Raw genomic sequence first — 20,513 nt, 5'->3', positions numbered from 1 at the left:
AAAAAAAACAGCAGCTTTACCGGATTACATTCCAGTGAAGCTGCTGTTTCATTTTTATGGTTAAGCTTTAGCTGTGAACAACAAGTCTTTTTCTTTGATCGTAGTGCGACCAGCAGACTCAATCGACTCATACTGATGCATATTTGTAATAATGACTGGTGTAATCGTTGTGTAACCGGCTTTTTCGATCTGTTCCCGGTCAAACTCCATCAGTACATCACCTACAGCAACCTTCGCACCTGCTTGAACTTTAGGAGAGAAGAATTGACCTTTCAGCTTCACGGTATCAATCCCGATATGAATCAACATCTCTGCGCCTGTATCACTTACCAGACCAATGGCATGTCCACTCTTCGATAACGAGAACACGGTTCCGTTGATCGGAGATACGACGCGACCTTCAGATGGTTGAATCGCGAATCCTTTACCCATAATCTCTTCAGAGAACGCAGGGTCTGGCACTTCGCTCAGCGGTTTAACTTCACCTGTGATCGGGCTGAATACTTGCTCATCTTGTGCTTTTGCTTCTTCAGTTACAGCAACAGAAGTTGTTGCTGCTGGTGTTGCCGGCTCAGCTGCTGGTGCAGCTACTGGCTCCGATGCATTTTCTTCTTGGAAGCCCAAGATATACGTAATGATTGCTGCCGCTACGATGGCAATCAAACCACCAACCAAAGCATAAATCAATGTGCTAATTGCTGGACTGACAAATGCCGCAATACTCGGCAGACCTGCAAGTCCTGTAATAACATACGATTTAACATTGAAGATTCCCATGAATGCACCAGCAATAGCACCCCCGCTGAGAGCTGCGATAAATGGTTTTTTGAACTTCATGTTGATACCATACATCGCTGGTTCCGTGATCCCCATAATAGCCGTAAGACCTGTGGAATAGGCCAGGGATTTGGTTTTGCTATTTCTCGATCTGAGACCTACACCAAATGCTGCACCACCTTGTGCCAAGTTAGCTGCAAACATCAGTGGAATAATAAAGTCGTAACCCAGTGTTGTCATTGAACCAACAACGATTGGCAGCAACGCATAGTGCATACCTGTAATGATCAGCAGTGACATCGTACCACCAATCAGGATACTTGCGAAGATGGACATGTTATCGAACAACCATGAAATACCACCGGACAAACCATTACCAAGAACCGTACCCAATGGACCTACTGTCATCAACGTCAGTGGAACCATAATTAACAAGGTAACTGTTGGAACAATGAGTAACTTAAGTGAAGCATGTATAACACGATCAACGGCTTTCTCTACATATGAAGCAATCCAAACGGCCAGAACAATTGGAATAACTGTAGAAGAATACGTTGCCGCTATGACTGTAATCCCCATAAAGGATGAGTTATGACCATCGGCCAGCAATGCTGTAATGGTCGGGTGCATAATGCCCGCAGCAAGCGCCGCGGCAATATACATATTACTACCCAGCTTACGTGCAGCACTGATCGCCAGAATGATTGGCAGGAAGTAGAAGGCACCGTCACCAATTGCCGACAAAATGATATAGGTTGAACTAGTATTGGACAACCATCCAAGTGCGACAAGGATAGCCACGATCCCTTTGATCATACCAGCACCTGTAATCGCAGGCAGGATTGGTGTAAACATACCTGAGATGAAGTCGAACAACGCACTTATCGGATTTCTCTTTTTCTTTTCTCCAGTTGAAGCGCTTGAGGTTGCATTATCTGCGTTTGGTGATTTGGACATGTTGCCAACGAGTGCGTTATACACGATAGGCACATCGTTACCGATGATAACCTGGAACTGTCCACCGTTCTCCATAACGCCCATAACGCCTGGTGTATTTTTTAGCGTCGCTTTGTCCGCTTTTTGGTTGTCATTCAGGTTAAATCTGAGTCTTGTCATACAGTGTGTGACTTGATCGATATTCTCTTCCCCACCAACAAGCTTCAAAATGTCCTTGGACAATTGTTGTTTATCCATTGTGTTTTGCTCCTTTTATGTGTAATGAAGGTTAAAAAAAAACCTAAACACTGAATAATGACAAAGCAGAAAAGCTTATCATTATTCAACGTTTAGGTTTTGCCTTTTTAGCAGTAACAATCCCAACTTTATTCAATTGTTTGTTCATTTCTGACAATCCGTTCAATATGAATGGTAAGATACAGTATTTCTTCCTTGGACAATACCCGATTATAGATCTTACGCGTATAGTCACTGATCCTTACTGCACATGCATGTGCTTCCGGATACTGCTTGCTCACCAAGTCATGAAGCGGATTATCTACTTCTTTATCTTCAATCGCCGTTCCTTGCAACACACGTTGGGCAAAGAACTTCAGATGAGTTAAAAACCGATAATAACTCAATGAATCTTCATCAAGTTCAATCACAAAGCTACGTCTTACGATGTTAAGTATGTCCTTAACGATGTTCGTAATACTGATCGTTTCCCTCATCTCACCGTTCATCTGGGCATTAACCAGATGCATTGCAATGAATGCGCATTCGTCTTCGGGTAGCAGGACACCTAATGTTTCCTCAATAATCTGTAGCGCCTTGAGTCCAATGGCATATTCCTTCCGGTACATGCGCTTGATCTCCCAGAACAATGCGTTACGGATCTGCAATCCTTGACGATGTCGATCAATGGCAAAATGAATATGATCCGTCAGTGAAATGTAGATGCTTTCATGCAGCTTCTCACCTAACACCGTCTCGGCATAACGGATAATCTCATCCGAGCACTCGACATATTCAACCGGGATATCAGACAGAAGTGTTTTAAGTTTCTGTGATACTTCCTTACTTTCAAGCGAGAATATTTTTTCGACGAGACTCTCGTCAATCGATTCACCAGTATGCTTTTTGAAGGCAATTCCACGTCCCATAACGACCAGTTCGTTTCCTCCCGGATCAATTACGGTAACTACGTTGTTGTTCAGCACCTTCTCAATTTTCATTTCTTCACATCACCTTGCACCGTCAAAGTAGTAAAAGGCAAAACCAAAGCAGGTCACGAAATATGCCCCGCTTCTGGTTTTGCCTGATTGAACAGTAACAATCCAGTATTCATTAGCCTTAGGCCCATCTTACCATATAATTATCCATATGACAATGTTTTTGTGAAAGCGGTTAATGTGCGTTAATGTGACATCAGAAGGTGCTTGCACAACTATGCTTATAGAACTAGTATTTACTCGTTGTTGTTCTTAAGACTTGCGCCATTTGTACTAATAACTTCCTTGTACCAATGGAATGATTTTTTCTTGTAACGATCCAATGTTCCTGAACCGTCATTGTTGCGGTCTACATAGATGAAACCATAACGTTTCTTCATCTCTGCTGTTGAAGCACTTACCAGGTCAATACAGCCCCATGACGTATAACCCATCACTTCTACGCCATCCTCAAGAGCTTCGCCAACCTGTACCAGATGGTCATTCAAGTATTGAATACGGTAATCATCGTTCACCGTTTTATTGCCATTTTCGTCCGTAATCAGCTCATCGACTGCGCCCAGACCATTTTCGACAATAAACAATGGTTTTTGATAACGGTCCCAGTATTTGTTCAAGGTTACGCGCAGTCCTTGCGGATCGATCTGCCAGCCCCACTCACTCGCTTTCAGATAAGGGTTTTGCACACCTGCGAACAGGTTTCCTTTGCCTTCGATACGTTTCTCGGGATCACCAGTCTCACAGATACTTACATAATAACTGAACGAGATAAAGTCTACGGTATGCTTCAGAATTTCAGCATCGCCATCTTCAAACTTAATATTGATATTATTCGCTTTGAAATAACGATTAATGTATTTCGGATAATAACCACGTGCATGGATATCAGCAAAGATATCATTGCGCTGTTCCGCATGCATCGCTGCAACCACATCATCCGGGTTTGGAGTCAACGGATAGGTAGGCATGCTCAGTACCATACAGCCGATTTTGGCTTCAGGCATAATTTCATGACCCAGTTTCACAGCTAACGCACTGGCTACCAATTCATGATGGATCGCTTGGTACAGATCCTGTTTGGACAGTTCAGCTTTTGGCGTATAGATGCCGCCACTCATGAATGGTTCCTCCAGGATGGAGTTGATTTCATTGAATGTCAGCCAGTATTTAACTTTGCCTTTGAAACGGTTGAACAGCACTGTTACATAACGCTCGTAGAAATCGATCATTTTACGGTTAACCCAGCCATCATATGTTTTGGACAAATGCAGCGGTGTCTCATAGTGAGAGATCGTTACGAGTGGTTCAATCCCGTATTTGTGGCACTCATCGAACAGGTCATCATAGAATTGCAGACCTTTCTCATTTGGCTCCAATTCATCACCTTTAGGGAAAATACGGGACCAAGCGATAGATGTACGGAACACTTTGAAGCCCATTTCAGCAAACAGTTTAACATCCTCTTTGTAGCGGTTGTAGAAATCGATACCGATCAGTTTCAGGTTATCTTCTGTAGGTGCTTCCGTTCTAGGCGTTGTAATCCCGTGTGGCATTACATCTTGAACAGACAGACCTTTGCCATCTGTATTATAAGCTCCTTCAAGTTGGTTGGCTGCTACAGCGCCGCCCCATAGGAAGTCTTTCGGAAATGGTGTAGTCATATCAATCATTCCTCTCATTATTTATCATTATAAAGTTGGTTATTGAACTTAGTTTGTTGGCAATTGTTCCAATCGTTGCAGAATCAGCTCCAGCTGAGCACCTGTAACCGACTTCGATGAATCAAATTGATCTTTGGACATACCGGACATAATACCGGCTTTGGCACTATTTTGAACGGCTTCATAAGCCCAATGCTTATCATTCAAATCCCTGAACAATACTACAGTTGACTCGTCTGCAGCATTCCAGCCGCTACTCGTCAAAATATGGTCTACGATCACTGCCATCTGTGCACGTGTTACTTCCTCTCCCGAGGCAAATATCTGATTGCTGACACCTTTCATCAACCCTGCCTTGGTCACTGTTGCAATGGCCTGACGAGCCCATTCAGGAGCAGAATCTGTGTAAGGGTAAGCAGATTCGGATACTTCAGGAAGATTTAACTTGTCGGCAAGCACGAGGGCGATCTGCGCTCTTGTCACAGGCTCAGTTGGTTTTGTTCCATGTTCTATGTTACCTCCATCCTGTTCCCCTGAAGTACCTTTGCTTAGTTGGAACAGGTCGGCAAGTACTTCCTTGTTGTCAAAAGCCGGTACCCATGACCAATGCTTCATGCCACCGTACAGTCTTTGGCTATCCATGTATGCATCGTCATACAGCGTCATATTGACATGCTTGGCTCCAAGCTCAGTCAAAGCCTGATAAGCCAAAGAGCTTGTCCGGCTGTCAGTGGTTGGATCATTTTTGGCATGCATAATCCATACTGGGACATCCACAATATCTTTCAGTTCTTTTTTGAATGCTTCAACAGATCCGGTGTAATCCGCTACCGTATCCTTGGCCGCTACAATAATCGCTCCAGCAAACAGATCGGGATATTGTGTCAAGAAACGGAAGGCACCACCACCGCCACTGGAAACACCAGACAGATAGATCCGATTCGGATCAACTTCACCTTCAGCAACCAGCTTCTGAATCAACTCATACTGCGCCACGAAGTACGCCTGCATCTGGGCCAGTTGCTCCGGGTTATCATAGATTTTGAAGCTGTAATTCTCAGGATATTGTACGGCAAGCACGGAAGTATCATACCCCGATTCCGTCCAGACTACTGCTCCACGATTAGCCGTAAGATGACTTCTACCATCCGTACCTACTTCACCCCCGCCATGAAGCCATACCATGAGCGGCTTCGGTTCTTCGGACGTGCTTCGTTTCAGTTGATAGGACAAGTTCGCACCGTTACTGCCTGTAAATTGTCCTTTTTCAAACTCATCGACCGTACGCGTTTTGACTACATTTACATTTTTATCGTCAAAAGAAAGTTCAGGATACGCCTTGCTTTTGACTGCAAATGCTGACTTATATCCACCTGGATATTTAAAAGGCTTTACCGCCATATGGATGGTATGATCCGTAATTGTCAATTTTATTCCGTCATCTTCATACTCATTTTGTATGATCTCTTCCGCTTCATTTAAAGGATAGCCATCATAATTGCCAGTAATTTCGAAGTCTGAAGCTTTCAGATTCTGATATTTCTCCGGATTCGCTACAGTAATGTCAAAGGACTCTACCATCTCTCCAGGATCACCAACATAGGTATTGGCCTGGATTTGAGTAACCTGGGTGCTTTCCGCACCAACGGTTGCTGGCCAGATCACACTCAGACTTAGTGTCAGGGCAAGCATCCATCCCATACTTTTTGTGTTCATACTCCATCTTTTCAAAAGATATCCCTCCATATGTAATGTTTGCAGCACATAAAAAAGCGGACAAACGCTAATCAGCAGGCCCTCAGGAACATTAAATTCCATTAAACACTAACTGTTATATCAGGTTTGCCCGCTCAGAAAACGTGAGAACTACAGTTGCTCACCATTACTGGAGATTACGTTTTTGTACCAGTCGAATGAATCCTTTTTGGAACGTTTGAGTGTTCCGTTACCTTCGTCATCCAGATCCACGTAGATGAAACCATAACGTTTGGACATTTCGGAAGTGGACATGCTCACAAGGTCAATCGGGCCCCATGCTGTAAATCCAATCAGATCGACGCCATCTTTGATGGCTTCTTTCATTTGTTCAATGTGTTTTCTCAGGTAATCCACACGATAGGAGTCATGGATCGAACCGTCTTCTTCAACACGGTCATATGCACCCAGACCATTTTCTACGATGAACAATGGTTTCTGGTAACGATCCCAGAAGTTGTTCAAGGTTACACGCAGACCGATCGGATCGATCTCCCAGCCCCAGTCGGATGCTTCCAGATAAGGGTTTTTCACGCCGCCAGTCAGGTTACCCGATGTTTCTTCCTTGTCTGCAGATGCAGATTTGGTTACGGACATATAGTAGCTGAAGGAGATGAAATCAACGGTATTGTTCAGCAAGATCTCGTCATCGCCTGCTTCTTTTTGAATCACGATGTCGTTTTCTTCAAAATAACGAGCCATGTAGTTCGGGTATTTACCACGAGCATGCATGTCCGTGAAGAAGAGGTTGATTTGATTCTCGTGTTGAGCCAGACGAACATCTACCGGATTACATGTTGCTGCATAAGTTTCCATACGAGCAAGCATACAACCCACTTGGGATCCAGGCATAATCTCGTGAGCAAGCTTCGTTACCAATGCACTTGCTACAAATTGGTGATGCAGCGCTTGATAAGTGGTTTGCAGTTTGTTGTCCACTTTATCGATCAGAATGCCGCCGCCAGTGTAAGGGCTGAACAGCATGACGTTAATTTCATTAAACGTCAGCCAGTATTTCACTTTATTTTTATAACGGTTGAACACCGTTTCTGCATATCGAACATAGTGCTGGATTACTTCACGGCCAGCCCAACCGTTATATTTTTGCGTCAAGCCAAGCGGTGTCTCATAGTGAGACAATGTAACGAGCGGCTCGATGCCATATTTCAACAATTCGTCGAATACTTCATCATAGAATTTCAAGCCTGCTTCATTCGGCTCTTGATCATAACCGTTCGGGAAAATACGTGCCCAGTGAATGGACAAACGGAATACTTTGAAGCCCATTTCAGCGAACAATGCAATATCTTCTCTAAAGTGATGGTAGAAATCGATACCAAAACGTTTCGGGAAACGTTCTTCAAATTTGCCGGAGAGGATCTCTTCGATTCGGGAAGAGGAAATTTCCATAGCATGTCCGCCTGTACGCTTCTCTTTGGGAACATGAGCGATCATGTCCGCTGTGGAGAGGCCTTTGCCGTCCTTATCGAATGCACCCTCCAATTGATTGGCAGCTGTAGCGCCGCCCCATAGGAAGTTTTCGGGGAATCCTTTTTTTGCCGTGGTCATGAACAACAACCTCTTTTCGAAATTTATTTTGGTTTTTCCAGGTAAAAAACTGTAATTTAGAGCAGAAAACAAGAAAAACCTAAACTCAAGGTAAAATAGCACCAAAAAAGGAGCTTTCATTTCACCATCAGTTTAGGTTTTGCCTGTCTTCACAGTTACAATCCATCAAAAGATGTTATTGCATATTCTGTTGTGTTTGCTCTTGTAATGTAAGCGTAACATATCTATTTTGCAAAATCAACTTCACTGGATCAACTGATCGTTCGCACACCTCTTTATCGGAGAAATTAACGTGGCATACGCATAATGGCTGCCCTTAATGCCTGCGCTCCCTCCTCCGTTTCCAGGTAAGCGGCGGGACTTTTGTCCCCTAAAGCCGGGATATCTTTCGCTATCCATTCAAAAACGTACTCCCCCATTTCACACAAAAGCACCCGACTTATATCTGCCGGAATCCCTTGTAATCGCGCACGTTCTACCCACGCGGGGTCCAACTTTTGTCCAAGTTCTTCAAACCCTTCGGAAAATGAGTCCCAGCTTGTATGATTAAACTCCTTTAAATAGATACCTTTCATACTCATGTAATTTCACTCCCTGAATTGCAATTAATAACACCCAAGTCCTATCTGACACAATTCATCCTTAAGCCGCTTGAATCCGTTTCTGTAACAGGTAGACTTAATTTTAAATGTTTTTCGGGGGAAAGAACAGTCAAGGAGGATTCAATAATGACTCAGGAAGAAAACACATCCGGTTGGGATGCGATTGATCAATCCATGCGTGAATTGTATGGGGAACAAGAGCCAAAACACTACGGCACTGCCCTTCCATATATTCTTGGAGGTCCCGATCCACTCGATGGCATTAGCGTTTATGAGGTGAACACACCTATGCCTCACTGGCATTTTGTTACCTACGGTTTCTCAGAATTATATGAAAAAGAGATGCAGGATGCATCCAAAAGCGGGTATGGATTTGAAATCACCTTTCGTCTTACACGCAGTGAAGCAGAGACTGATCCGCCAGCCTGGGCGCTGAATCTGTTACAGAATGTAGGACGATACGTGTTCAACAGCGGAAATATCTTTCAGCCAGGGGATTACATGGACGCCAATGGCCCCATCTGTCTGGAATCCGATACTTTGCTGACTGCTCTCTCGTTTATTGAAGATCCGGACCTACCCGCGGTCTCAACGCCTAATGGTTCAGTGCAATTTATTCAGATGGTTGGCATTACAGGTCGGGAACTGGAAATGATTCAAAGCTGGAATGCTCGTGGCTTCCTGTCTGCCTCCTCCATGTTCATGCCCAAATATGTGACGGATCTGATGAGAAATTCGTACGCAGATATTCCTTCGATTATACAAGCGGTTGAGGATGGAATGGAACAGGACGGGTCCAGCACAGCATTTTTATTCATACAACAACTGGCTTGGGAATCTCCTCGCAAAAAATTGCTGCAAAAATCGGTTCCGGCCAAACTCCAGCTTGGAGCCAAACAAGCCGTATTAGTTGGCACCATCCTTCGTAGCCGAATTTCGAAAGGTGCCTCTCTATCCTTGATCGGACCGGATACTAATATTCTGTTCGAAGCAGGAGAACATCCAGCTGTATTGGAATCGGACAGACAAGTTACCCTGACGGTGAACAAACAAATTGTTGATAAGCTGGCAGAGAACCTTCGCCCGTTTGAAGGAACATTCGAGATAACTTCATTGGATCATATTCTCGTTCAAATTGTTAGAACAGAAATCAAGGACCAAGAAGGACACGTCATTCAAACGATTGGATGAGAACTGTGCAGCAAGGAGGAAACAACATGCCTGCCATTACATTTGCCTCACGACACGAAGAGTCTCCGACTTGCTCGCATGCAGCAGGAACGGCTCCGTTCGACTATTTACCAAAACCCAGTCTGGACAGGCTTCGTAAAATCAATCATTTCCTGATTCATGCATTCCAGAACAGTATCTCGGTTATCCAAGAGAATTTAACGGGCACTTATCTGTTTCTACTCACAGATAGCAACGGTGTGCTCCTCTCGATGAATTACAGTTCAGATCTTAAAGCTGTAGTAGAAGATTCCCCCATTCGTCCGGGCATGTTCTTCACTGCACAGAGCTGTGGAGTTAACGCCATATCTGTAACGATGGACAGCAACGAGCCTGTAGTGCTGCTGCCCGAGCAGCATGAAAGTCCTTATTTTCAAAGCTGGCATTGTTACGCCGCACCTCTGTTCATGGGATCGCAACATGTAGGTTATCTGGATGTGTCCACCATTAATGCAGATATGCAAGGTGAACTGATCGCCATTGCCAAGCTAATTCCAGCGTACATGCAGAACTGTTATCAGAGTCAACAGACTGCTGAAGTGTGCGACAAACCGGCGGTGGAGTTCACCGAGCGTCAGTTAACCATTCTGGAGATGATAGCCGGAGGCCTCACGGTAAAAGCCATTGCTTTGAAATTAAAGATCAAGGAATGCACCGTGAATCATCACAAAAAAGTGATTTTTAACAAATTAGGTGTGCAATCCAGCACAGAAGCTGTTTCAATTGCCAGCCGAATGTCTTATGTATAGAAGACCCCTATAGATTCCTATAGGTAGTATATGAGAACGTTTGTGCTACAATTTAGGAAGCAGGCAACATGTAGAGAGAGAGAAACAAACACACACACATTTCAGGAGGGTAATATGACAATTCCAAAAAAAGCTTCTTTATTCGCCATGCTCATTATGATTATGCTGGTTGCAGCCGCTTGCGGTGACAAAGCAGATAACACAGCCGAAACAGAAGAGACTACCCCGACAGAAACAACGACTGGTACTGATTCTGATACAGCGACTACAGAAGAAACAGAGAACACAGAACCAGCAAGCGAAGAGTCCAAAGAAACTGATAATTCCCAAGACGTTGAGCTGGGGACTACGGAAAAAGGTTCTTACACCAATGACTATTTTGGCGTATCTCTGAAATTCCCGGAAGCATGGGAGTTCCAGGATGCTGCAGGCATGAATGAGCTGACAAGTGCTTCATCCGAAGCGATTGCTGGTGATGATGAAACGAAGAAAAAACAAATTGAACTGTCTCAGACCAAAACATTGAATCTGCTTATGGCTTCAAAGTACCCATTGGACGGAGGTCAAGTTGGCCCTTCCGCTATGGCCATTGCTGAGAAAGTAAGCTTGTTGCAAGGCATTCGTACAGGTAAAGACTACCTGGAAGCAACCAAAAAATTCATGGTGGATAGCCAGTTCCCTTACGATTATAAGGAAATGACAACGGAAACCATCGGTGGTAAAGAGATGGATCTGATGCAAATCACGATGGATCCAGGTGACGGTTCAACCGTTACTCAAGATTACTATAGTACAATTATTGAAGGATATGCTTTCAACTTCATATTCACTTACGTGGATGATAAGACCAAAGCCGAGATTGATACCATCAAGAAATCGGTTCAATTCAAATAATCGCTTTTGATTACTGCCATTATACGAAGAACATATAACTCAACCCCGATAACGATCTGTGGAGATCATCGTCGGGGTTCTTTTGTCGTTGAAACAGACTATATATTTCACTATCTAACTAGATATGGCTACCCAGTGCCCTTCCGTGACTTCTACCCACTTGGAATGTTCGAGATTATAACGGTCCTCTACTTCAACATTCTCTCTTGTTGTTTCTTTCACAACATGTCTCTTTTTCTTCGCTTCTACCGCCGGATCAGGCACGGGAATAGCAGATAGCAAAGCCTTGGTGTAAGCATGTTGCGGGTTGGAATAGAGTTCTTCACTCTCGGCCAGCTCCACAATTTTCCCGTTGTACATGACAGCCACTCGATCACTGATATGTTTAACCATGGACAAGTCATGCGCGATGAAGAGATACGTCAATCCGAGTCGCTGCTGCAACTCTTCAAGCAATTGTATGATTTGAGCCTGTATCGACACATCCAGTGCAGACAACGGCTCATCACATACGATGAATTCAGGTTCCACAGCCAGAGCTCGTGCAATACCGATCCGCTGTCTCTGTCCACCCGAGAATTCATGTGGATAACGCTGCGCATGGGTAGGATCAAGACCCACCATCTCCAGTAGTTCCTCTACCCGCTTCTCCCGCTGAGATGCTGTACCTGCAAGTTGATGAATATCAAGGGCTTCTCCAATGATATCCATAATCCTCATTTTGGGATTCAGAGATGCATATGGGTCCTGGAAGATGATCTGCATATGTCTGCGCATCGTTTTCATCTCCGAAGCTGACAAGCGATTGAGCGGGACTCCTTTAAAGAGTACATCTCCACCTGTTGGCTCATGCAATCGCAAAATCGCACGCCCCGTGGTTGATTTTCCGCTGCCGGATTCCCCTACAACGCCGAGTGTCTCTCCTTGACGAATATGGAAACTGATATCATTCACAGCCTTTAAGGTGTTGCCTTTCCCCAGATTAAAATGTTGTCTGAGCGATTTCACCTCAAGCAACGGCTGATCATCCTCGAGATCTCTCGGGACCAACGATACCGGTTTTGGCTTTTTCTTCTGATCCAGACGTGGTAATGCATTCAGAAGTCTGATCGTATACGGGTGTTTGGGATTAGCAAAAATCTCTGTTGTAGTCCCGGTTTCCACGATCTGCCCTTCTTTCATAACAACAACCCGATCACACATGCCTGCCACTACGCCCAGATCATGCGTGATCAGGATAATCGATGTGCCCAGTTGATCTTGCATATCTTTCATCAAATTCAGAATCTGAGCTTGAATTGTAACGTCCAGTGCGGTTGTCGGCTCATCAGCAATGAGCAATTCAGGACGACAAGCAAGTGCAATACCGATCATGACCCGCTGGCGCATGCCTCCGGAGAATTCGTGCGGATACTGGTTGTAGCGGATTTCGCTGTGAGTTATCCCCACCCGCTCCATCATCGCGATCGCCTGTTTCTTGGCTTCCCTTTTGGATACCTTCTGGTGTTTGATCAGACTCTCGGAGATCTGTTTCCCTACTTTAATGGTCGGATTAAGAGAACTCATCGGGTCCTGAAAGATCATACCAATATCACGCCCACGGATGCTCTCCATCTCTTTCTGCGTTTTATTCGCCAGATCGACCCCTTTAAATAGAATCTCTCCTTTTTTCATCTGCGAAGGCGGCGATGCAAGCAGCCTCATAATGGAACGTGCTGTTACACTTTTTCCGCTGCCCGATTCGCCTACAATGCCTAGTGTCTCTCCTTTACGCACTTCAAAACTTACCTCTCGTACTGCATGAAACTCACTCTCTCCAGAATGAAAAGAGACCGATAGATCATTAACTTTCAATAAAGGTTCCATATCATCACCAGCTCTCATCCGTTTTTCCCATTTACTCATCTCATATGTATACCATTTAATTCCTTGACAATTGTTTAGACCCTAAATAATATATACTATATCAATCGGAATAATGCAATTTAAACCTGAATGAAAGGAGGCACGCTTGGTTTGAATCTTGCAGAAAGTAGCAGACTCTCGCGGTTGGTGCACAATTTAAGTTTTATTTATGGCAAAATGCTGCTTCATCCTTCCTACCGATATGTTCTGTTCATTCTTGGATTACCGATCAATCTGGTCGTGTTTCTGATATGGCGTTCGAATCGAAAAAATGACGGCTGGGTAGCCGCCAGGCAGACGGCTGAGCAAGAACTGCTCGCTTCTTCCTATCGGAACAAGATGAAGTTGGAAGTCGAAGAACAGCTACGACGCAAACATCGTTTTTTCCAGCAGCAGGTCAGTGAGGAAGAATTCAGACGTCAGACCGAGGAATGGTTGGAAGAAACGGTTCAGAAAGAGTTGAAGGAGCGGACTTCTCGCATACTTCAGGAACAGGGAAGTCAACGTCTTACGATGGCCGATACATTCCACACCCTTATCGACAAACCGTGGTTTTTAGCGATATCCATTATTCCTGGCTGTCTGATGTATGGCATCCTCTTTTTGTATGGAAATCCTTATCTAAAGTACATATTTGAAAGAATACTGATGACGGTATTTGTCATTCTGGGCGTAGCCACACTCGTATTTACGATTTTGTATCTGTCTCCGTTCAACCCGGCAGCTAACATTCTCGGAGAGACAGCAACGCAGGAACAGATTGCAGCATTCAATCAGGTGTATGGCTTGGATCAGCCTTATCTTACACAGCTCTGGAACAATATTAAGGGAGTTGCTCTCTTCGATCTTGGCAAGTCTTTTGCAGGAAATGAAGACGTAACAGCAACGATTGCAAGAAAGTTTCCAATTACATTGACGCTGGCGGTCATCTCCCTGCTGCTAGCACTCGTCATCGCATTGCCCATCGGTATCATCTCAGCGATTAAGCCTAATTCATGGTTCGATTATACGTTTATGTTCATCGCTCTGATTGGATTATCGATCCCGAATTTCTGGCAAGGACTTATTTTCATTCTGAACTTTTCGATCAAATTACAGTGGCTTCCCGCCACCTTCAACCCGCAGAACTGGCTGTCGATCATTATGCCAATCATTGTGCTGGGCACAGGACTTACGGCTGCGGTGGCACGGATGACCCGGTCTTCTACACTGGAAGTCATTCATGAGGATTATGTGATGACCGCCCGCGCCAAGGGGTTAAGCGAACGTCAGGTCATGCTGAAACACGCTGTACGTAATGCATTGATTCCAATCGTAACTGTGGTTGGACTTCAATTCGGAGCCATGCTTGGCGGGGCAGCAGTGACGGAGAAAGTGTTTAATATCAGCGGTCTCGGCAGCTATATTGTGGATAAACAATTCATCCCCGATATTCCGAGTATCATGGGCGGAGTAATCTACACAGCAATTACGATCTCCATTATCAATGTAGCGGTTGATCTGCTGTACGCTTTTATTGATCCAAGAGTGCGCTCCAAGATGAAACAATATTAAAGTGTGTGTTGAACTACCTCTTAAAGCAGGTGTATTATGACAAATTCGTCCTTAACACAAGAAATGCGTTTCCGGCTTAAGTCTTCTCGAGAATACAGTCAGGCCAGCTTCGCCTGGATCACGTCCCTTCTCTTGACTGCCTTGCTGCTATTCAACAGTTATGACTGGAGTGGGCAGACGTTCAAACCATTTCTGCTAACGATACTTGGGATCTATGTATTCTTCACACTGGTCCAAAGTGTCATCACCCTTCGGATTCGAAAAGACTTGATTCGTACGGGTACAGTCACTGCTCTGACTCGCAGGATCGCCTGGGTTCAGCTACTTGCCATCATTTCTGGCAACATATTTATCGTAACGGCAGCCTTTCATCTGATTCGAAAAGCCAGGAATGTGGAGTACACCTTTGCGGTATATATGCTGTTAACCCAGCTGTTCGTCATCGGTGTATCTGCGTTAAATGTTTTCAAACCTTATGTGGCTGACAACTTTCTGCCAGCTATGGCGGTGCTCATATTTATTCTGGTCATCGACCTGGTCGTACTGATTATCGTATCCCGATATAACGCGACCTCTATCCTCCCTCGCTGGATGATCGGTGTCAGTGTAGTGCTGATTCTGACCTCAATCACAGGTAATGTATTTGCCCTATTGCTCGGCATCTCCATTATTGGGCGCATTCGCAGACAGGGGAAACAAAAATCAAACTTCTGGAATGATCTGTGGGAGCGACTTGCTCCGAATATGACTGCCATGTCCGGTTTGTTTTTTATCATTTTTCTCTTCTCGATATCGATTTGCAGCTTCTTTACTTTTGATTACAGCATGGCTGTGGAAAACAACTACTCCGCTCTGCTTCAACCCCCTTCCCTTGCGTATCCCTTGGGAACGGACGACTTCGGACGATGTTTATTTTCCCGGATTGTATTTGGTGCCCGGATCTCCTTGATCGTAGGTTGCATGTCGACCATCATTCCTGTGTTGATCGGTGGAGTCCTCGGAGCATTCTCCGGCTTCTACGGAAGGCATACGGATAACATCATTATGCGGCTGCTCGATATTCTCTATGCGATTCCGGGAATTCTGCTTGCCATTGCCATTATTGCAGCGTTTGGAGCCAATACGATCAATCTCATTCTGGCGCTGAGTCTGGGTTCGATCCCAACTTACGCCCGTACCATGAGAGCCAGTGTGCTCTATGTATCTACTTTTGAATTTGTGGAAGCTGCACGTGCACTGGGGTACAACAATCGTACGATTATTTTCAAACACATTATTCCCAACTCCCTTGCGCCCATGATTATCAAGTCCACACTCACGATTGGTGGAGCGGTTATCGCTACCAGCAGTTTGAGTTATCTGGGACTCGGCGTGGAGCCGCATATTCCGGAATGGGGTAACATTCTGAAGCTCGGCAGTACATACCTGGAGACCCACTCTTATCTGGCGATTTATCCAGGCTTGGCTATTATTCTGCTGGTTCTTTCGTTTAACTTTCTCGGTGACGGTCTGCGTGATGCGCTTGATCCCAAGCTGGAAAAGGCATAACTGATTCGTCATTGAAATGAATGATATAGAAAAAAAATTCACACATCACACATTCAAGATATGGAGGGTAATCCCATGAAAAAACGTACACTGATCTCATTACTATTAATTCTCGTCATTGTGATTTCCGGCTGCAGCGTAAAAACGAAAACTGAATCCCAGGCGGAGACCGCACCAGCGGACGCAACAGAAACTGCACAAAAACCGGCAGACATTGAACTGCTCGCCATGAGTTCTTCCGAAAATGATGTAAACATTGTCCGCGACCAACTGACTAAAAACGGCTTCAATGTGAAGCTGAACCTGCAGCCGGATTACGGTAGTTTCAAATCCCAGCAGGATGCAGGGAATTATGACATTGCCTTGTCCAGCTGGACAACGGTAACGGGAAATCCCGATTATGCGGTGCGTTCCCTTTTCAAAACAGGTGGAGATTACAGTATCCTTGCGGATGGGGAACTTGATAAACTCATCGATCAGGCAGCTACTCAAACTCCGGATGAGTACAAAGACACGTACAAACAATTGGAAGATCGCTTGGTAACGGATCAGGCGTATATCGCTCCTTTGTACATTTCCCTGAAAAGTCAGGCTGTGAACCAAGACATTCTGAATGTCGACACCGTTCGTCTCTCCAAATCCCGCGCCATGGCTTGGGAACCGATTGAGTTCAAGGACAGCTCCAAAAATGCCAAAGATCCGTTGATTCTGACGCAAAGTGCATCCGTACTGACTTCCCTTGATCCAATCAAAGGAAACGACGGCTCCATCAACCAGTTGAACACCAATATGTATGTACGTCTCGTTAACTTGACGGATGACGATCAGCTGACAGCAGATGGATCACTGTCCCATAACTTTAGTATTGCTGAAGGTAATTCGGACTACTACTTCATTCTCAGAGACGATATCAACTTTGCGAAGATTGATAACAAAAAAGCTGTAGATACAGGAGAACGTGTCGGTGCAGATGATGTGATCTTCTCCCTGGATCGTGCTAAAAATAAAGATTCCGTTCCGGATCACCGGACGTACAGTCTGCATGAACACATCAAAGAAGCTGAAGTTGTAACGGATCTGAGTGCATTGCAATCCATCAAACAATCCAGCGGTAACGGCACAATCCTCGAAGCATTGGAACAAGGATTGGGCAGCAAAATTACAGAACTCGTGACGGACAAAACCAAAGCAGATAATAGCGCAGGTAAATATCAGGTCGTTAAACTGACCACAACTGAACCTTTCCCGCAAGTTCTGAACTACCTAGCTCACCAATCTGCGGGTATCGTGTCCAAAAAACAGGTGGAGAGCATCAACACATATGATGTAGCTTCCTTTGACGTCAACAAAGATATTCCTTACGGTGATCAGAACACCGTGACTGAAGGCGCAGCATACAATAACACCCTTTATACTAGCGGACCTTATATTTTGTCTTATAAAAATGACTATGAAGGTGTATTCTTAAAAAATCCGGCTTACCGTAAAGGCACGGAAGATGAGCCAAAAATTGCTCAGGTTAACGTCCGATTCATCGCGGATGCAGACAGCGCCCTCTCTGCTCTTCGCAGCAGTGAAATTCACTTATACTACGGTGTACCTGAAACCAAGTATGACATCATCGAAAATGACAGCAAACTGAAACTGCAAAGTCTGCCAAGTAACGCTGTCTCCTATCTGTTGTTCAACACGGCCAATCGTGAAGTTGCCAAGAGCAGTGACCTGAGAAAAGCCGTGCTGTACTCCATTAATCAGGATGAGATTTTGAGTTTCTACAAGAACAACAAACTCAAAGCATACTCTACAGTAAGCCCGCTCGTTCAGACCGGGAATGAATTGAAAGCTGATCCTGCAAAAGTAAAAGAATTCTTGAGTAACTACAACGCCTCCAAGTAAACGCATAACAAAAAAAAGGTTGTCACCAGGATCATCTATTTGATCCTGATGGCAGCCTTTTTTTATTCTTCCAGCACACGGCAATCTGCCAGAACATCGGGGTAGTTTCGCATGCTGTCCGCATCAGTAATTTTACGAATAACTTTGCACGGTACGCCTGCTGCAAAAGAATGCGGTGGAATATCACGAGTCACCACACTACCTGCTCCGATCACACAGCCGTCTCCAATCGTTACGCCTCCGCACACTGTGACGTTTGCCGAGATCCATACATCGTTACCAATCGTGACCGGTTTGGCATAACATAGCGACTTCACATCACCGTTCTGGTCCACCATCTGTCTCCGCTCGCTGGCAATCATGGGATGAATGGGGGTAACAATCGTAACGTTGGGTCCAAAACTGGTATAGTCCCCGATCGTCACTTGCGCGTCATCTTGTATCGTCAGATTGTAATTACCGAAGAAATGCTCGCCTATCCGGGTATGCACACCATAATGAAAAAAGATGGGACCTTGCATGAATCCACCTTCACCGAACTGCCCCAGTAACTGTTGTAATATCTGATTCCTTTCCTCAGTCTGTTCTTCAAAGGTCTGACTGTAACGCTGACTGAGATTATGGGCCCGCCTTTTGATGATCTTTAATTCGGGATCACTTGGACTGAACAACACGCCTTTCATGATTCTCTCTTCTTCACGCATCATGAATCCTCCTCTACAAGGGTTAGCTTATAAAATAAAAGCCACAGATATGGCCTGTGGGTTATAAGGCTTCTGATAGAATGCCTGACTTCAACGCCTGAAGCACCATTCCTCGTAACCCAGCATCAAAATCATGTTGGAACGAGTCCTGATGTACAATCTCGGGCAACGACGGCATGGGGTGATCCTTCCCGTACTGTTTCCACGCCATATCCAGCTCTTCTCTCTCCACCCGTTCCTGATAAATGACAATCTGGTGCGGGGCAACGACGGCATTAATCGTTTGCAAGATATGACATACCTGCACTACAAAATCATCTTTGCTCATGTCACGTTTCCAATCAGGTGAATAAGGAAGATACTTGATCTCACCAAACATCCCGTTTTTCCCACGGATCATCTGTCCATTCAACATCATGCCCATACCCGGCGGGTATCGGTTCGGAAAATAAATTCCCGCTACACTCCGTTCCTTCATATCCGCATGCTGTGTACAGTATCCGCTAATCGCTGCATTAACATCATTCTCCACGAGAACGTTCAGTTGGAACTCGCTCTCGATCTCCCGTATCAGATGTGAATGGATAAGCTCTTCATGACTGCTCACCGTGATGTCCCCATCCACGGCTTGCCCCGGAATACCGATGCCGATCATATCAATGGAGGGATATTCCTTAATGAAACGCGCGATAAGTTGCAGCATATGCTGTTTATCAAAAGCAGGCAAGATGCGCTCTTCCTTCAACACAACCTTATTCTCCAGATTCATGACCGTCGCCGAAATCAACTCCTGGCCTTTCATCTCTTTGATGTAAAGAACCAAAGCAAGCTTGAAGTTATAATTATATCGATATGCCTGAGCAGGACGACCGCCGTTAGAGGGAACCACTTTATCCTGGAACAACTCTCCGCCATCACATAATTCCTGAATCAGCGCATTAATGGTAACAACACTAAGATTAGTTAATAAAGCTAATTGCGGTTTGGTCGCCGTCTCAATCTGCTGCATGACTTCACGCACATTATTCAAATTGATGTATTTCATCATTGTAGCGTTGGCTTTTTTCATAACCCTCTCGTTTCTACTCTGGTTCAATTGAGCCAAAGCAATGGTATGGATGTCATTCACACCATATCATAACATAATGCCTTACTTGAACACATGAGTTCCATCGTGCTGGCAATGGATCGAAATCGGCAGAGCTACTTTGTTCACTCAAACAAATCATCCATCGATTTCACAGGCTTCACTTCAATCGGTTGCTTTGACAAGACCATACTTGCATAGGTACCTGCCCATATTATAACTGCCATAATAACGTAGACCATCCATACTTACCTCCCTGTTTCATGCGGATTATGATTTTGCGATACTTACCACATGTGACTATTCCTCTAGTTAATAAACAAACTTTATAAAGTATATTACGTAAGTATGCGAGGATAATAGTTCTTTGTCAATATGATTTAGATTTATCCGAGCCCTTTTCAGTCCAAG

General features: G+C 44.7%; 15 protein-coding genes. 6 read left to right on the top strand and 9 right to left on the bottom strand.

Going from position 1 to position 20,513, the window contains the following annotated elements:
• Window positions 1–60 precede the first annotated feature (60 nt).
• The 6 genes from C170_RS29555 to C170_RS29530 form a co-directional block, all read right to left on the bottom strand.
• Complete coding sequence (locus C170_RS29555; protein WP_036617365.1) at window positions 61–1,971, bottom strand: beta-glucoside-specific PTS transporter subunit IIABC; 1,911 nt, start codon at window positions 1,969–1,971, stop codon at window positions 61–63.
• 128 nt (window positions 1,972–2,099) lie between these two features.
• Entirely contained in the window at window positions 2,100–2,951 is an 852-nt protein-coding gene (gene licT / locus C170_RS29550; protein WP_036617363.1) for a BglG family transcription antiterminator LicT, read from the bottom strand.
• Between the two features lie 233 nt (window positions 2,952–3,184).
• Window positions 3,185–4,609 carry a glycoside hydrolase family 1 protein gene (locus tag C170_RS29545; RefSeq protein WP_036617361.1) on the bottom strand — a complete coding sequence of 475 codons (1,425 nt, stop codon included), beginning with the start codon at window positions 4,607–4,609 and terminating at the stop codon, window positions 3,185–3,187.
• A gap of 48 nt (window positions 4,610–4,657) precedes the next feature.
• Window positions 4,658–6,340, bottom strand: coding sequence for an S-layer homology domain-containing protein (locus tag C170_RS29540; protein ID WP_036617359.1), 1,683 nt, complete (start codon window positions 6,338–6,340; stop codon window positions 4,658–4,660).
• Between the two features lie 135 nt (window positions 6,341–6,475).
• Window positions 6,476–7,933: a glycoside hydrolase family 1 protein gene (locus C170_RS29535; RefSeq protein WP_036617358.1), complete on the bottom strand. Its 1,458-nt coding sequence runs from the start codon at window positions 7,931–7,933 to the stop codon at window positions 6,476–6,478.
• Between the two features lie 287 nt (window positions 7,934–8,220).
• The gene (locus C170_RS29530; protein ID WP_051447477.1) at window positions 8,221–8,514 is read right to left on the bottom strand and encodes an antitoxin Xre/MbcA/ParS toxin-binding domain-containing protein; all 294 of its coding nucleotides are present in this window, start codon (window positions 8,512–8,514) and stop codon (window positions 8,221–8,223) included.
• Between the two features lie 147 nt (window positions 8,515–8,661).
• Between C170_RS29530 and C170_RS29525 the strand changes: the two genes are divergently transcribed.
• The 3 genes from C170_RS29525 (at window position 8,662) to C170_RS29515 (ending at window position 11,408) form a co-directional block, all read left to right on the top strand.
• The gene (locus tag C170_RS29525; protein ID WP_036617356.1) at window positions 8,662–9,726 is read left to right on the top strand and encodes a suppressor of fused domain protein; all 1,065 of its coding nucleotides are present in this window, start codon (window positions 8,662–8,664) and stop codon (window positions 9,724–9,726) included.
• 26 nt (window positions 9,727–9,752) lie between these two features.
• Window positions 9,753–10,514 carry a LuxR C-terminal-related transcriptional regulator gene (locus tag C170_RS29520; RefSeq protein ID WP_036617354.1) on the top strand — a complete coding sequence of 254 codons (762 nt, stop codon included), beginning with the start codon at window positions 9,753–9,755 and terminating at the stop codon, window positions 10,512–10,514.
• A 114-nt stretch (window positions 10,515–10,628) separates the two neighbouring features.
• Window positions 10,629–11,408: a hypothetical protein gene (locus C170_RS29515; RefSeq protein ID WP_036617351.1), complete on the top strand. Its 780-nt coding sequence runs from the start codon at window positions 10,629–10,631 to the stop codon at window positions 11,406–11,408.
• A gap of 114 nt (window positions 11,409–11,522) precedes the next feature.
• On the opposite strand, the gene C170_RS29510 is transcribed toward C170_RS29515, so the two are convergent.
• The gene (locus C170_RS29510; protein WP_036617602.1) at window positions 11,523–13,274 is read right to left on the bottom strand and encodes an ABC transporter ATP-binding protein; all 1,752 of its coding nucleotides are present in this window, start codon (window positions 13,272–13,274) and stop codon (window positions 11,523–11,525) included.
• A 150-nt stretch (window positions 13,275–13,424) separates the two neighbouring features.
• Here C170_RS29510 and C170_RS29505 point away from each other — a divergent pair, with 150 nt between their 5' ends.
• The 3 genes from C170_RS29505 to C170_RS29495 all read left to right on the top strand — a co-directional run bounded on the left by C170_RS29505 (window position 13,425) and on the right by C170_RS29495 (window position 18,311).
• Window positions 13,425–14,867 (top strand): ABC transporter permease subunit, encoded by a 1,443-nt coding sequence (locus tag C170_RS29505; protein ID WP_235200859.1) that lies wholly within the window; start codon window positions 13,425–13,427, stop codon window positions 14,865–14,867.
• A 36-nt stretch (window positions 14,868–14,903) separates the two neighbouring features.
• Window positions 14,904–16,415 carry an ABC transporter permease gene (locus tag C170_RS29500; RefSeq protein ID WP_051447476.1) on the top strand — a complete coding sequence of 504 codons (1,512 nt, stop codon included), beginning with the start codon at window positions 14,904–14,906 and terminating at the stop codon, window positions 16,413–16,415.
• Window positions 16,416–16,490: 75 nt separating this feature from the next.
• Complete coding sequence (locus C170_RS29495) at window positions 16,491–18,311, top strand: ABC transporter substrate-binding protein (RefSeq protein ID WP_036617345.1); 1,821 nt, start codon at window positions 16,491–16,493, stop codon at window positions 18,309–18,311.
• Between the two features lie 62 nt (window positions 18,312–18,373).
• Here the strand turns inward: C170_RS29495 and C170_RS29490 are convergent, their stop codons facing one another.
• Together C170_RS29490 and C170_RS29485 are read right to left on the bottom strand one after the other, a co-directional pair.
• Complete coding sequence (locus tag C170_RS29490; protein WP_235200858.1) at window positions 18,374–19,018, bottom strand: sugar O-acetyltransferase; 645 nt, start codon at window positions 19,016–19,018, stop codon at window positions 18,374–18,376.
• Between the two features lie 58 nt (window positions 19,019–19,076).
• The gene (locus tag C170_RS29485) at window positions 19,077–20,084 is read right to left on the bottom strand and encodes an ROK family protein (protein WP_036617340.1); all 1,008 of its coding nucleotides are present in this window, start codon (window positions 20,082–20,084) and stop codon (window positions 19,077–19,079) included.
• Between the last annotated feature and the right edge of the window lie 429 nt (window positions 20,085–20,513).

The sequence above is a fragment of the Paenibacillus sp. FSL H7-689 genome (assembly GCF_000517905.1).
GTDB classification, from domain to species: Bacteria; Bacillota; Bacilli; order Paenibacillales; family Paenibacillaceae; genus Paenibacillus; species Paenibacillus amylolyticus.
The sequence above is the reverse complement of the archived record's forward strand: the minus strand, read 5'-3'. Positions and strand labels throughout refer to the sequence as shown.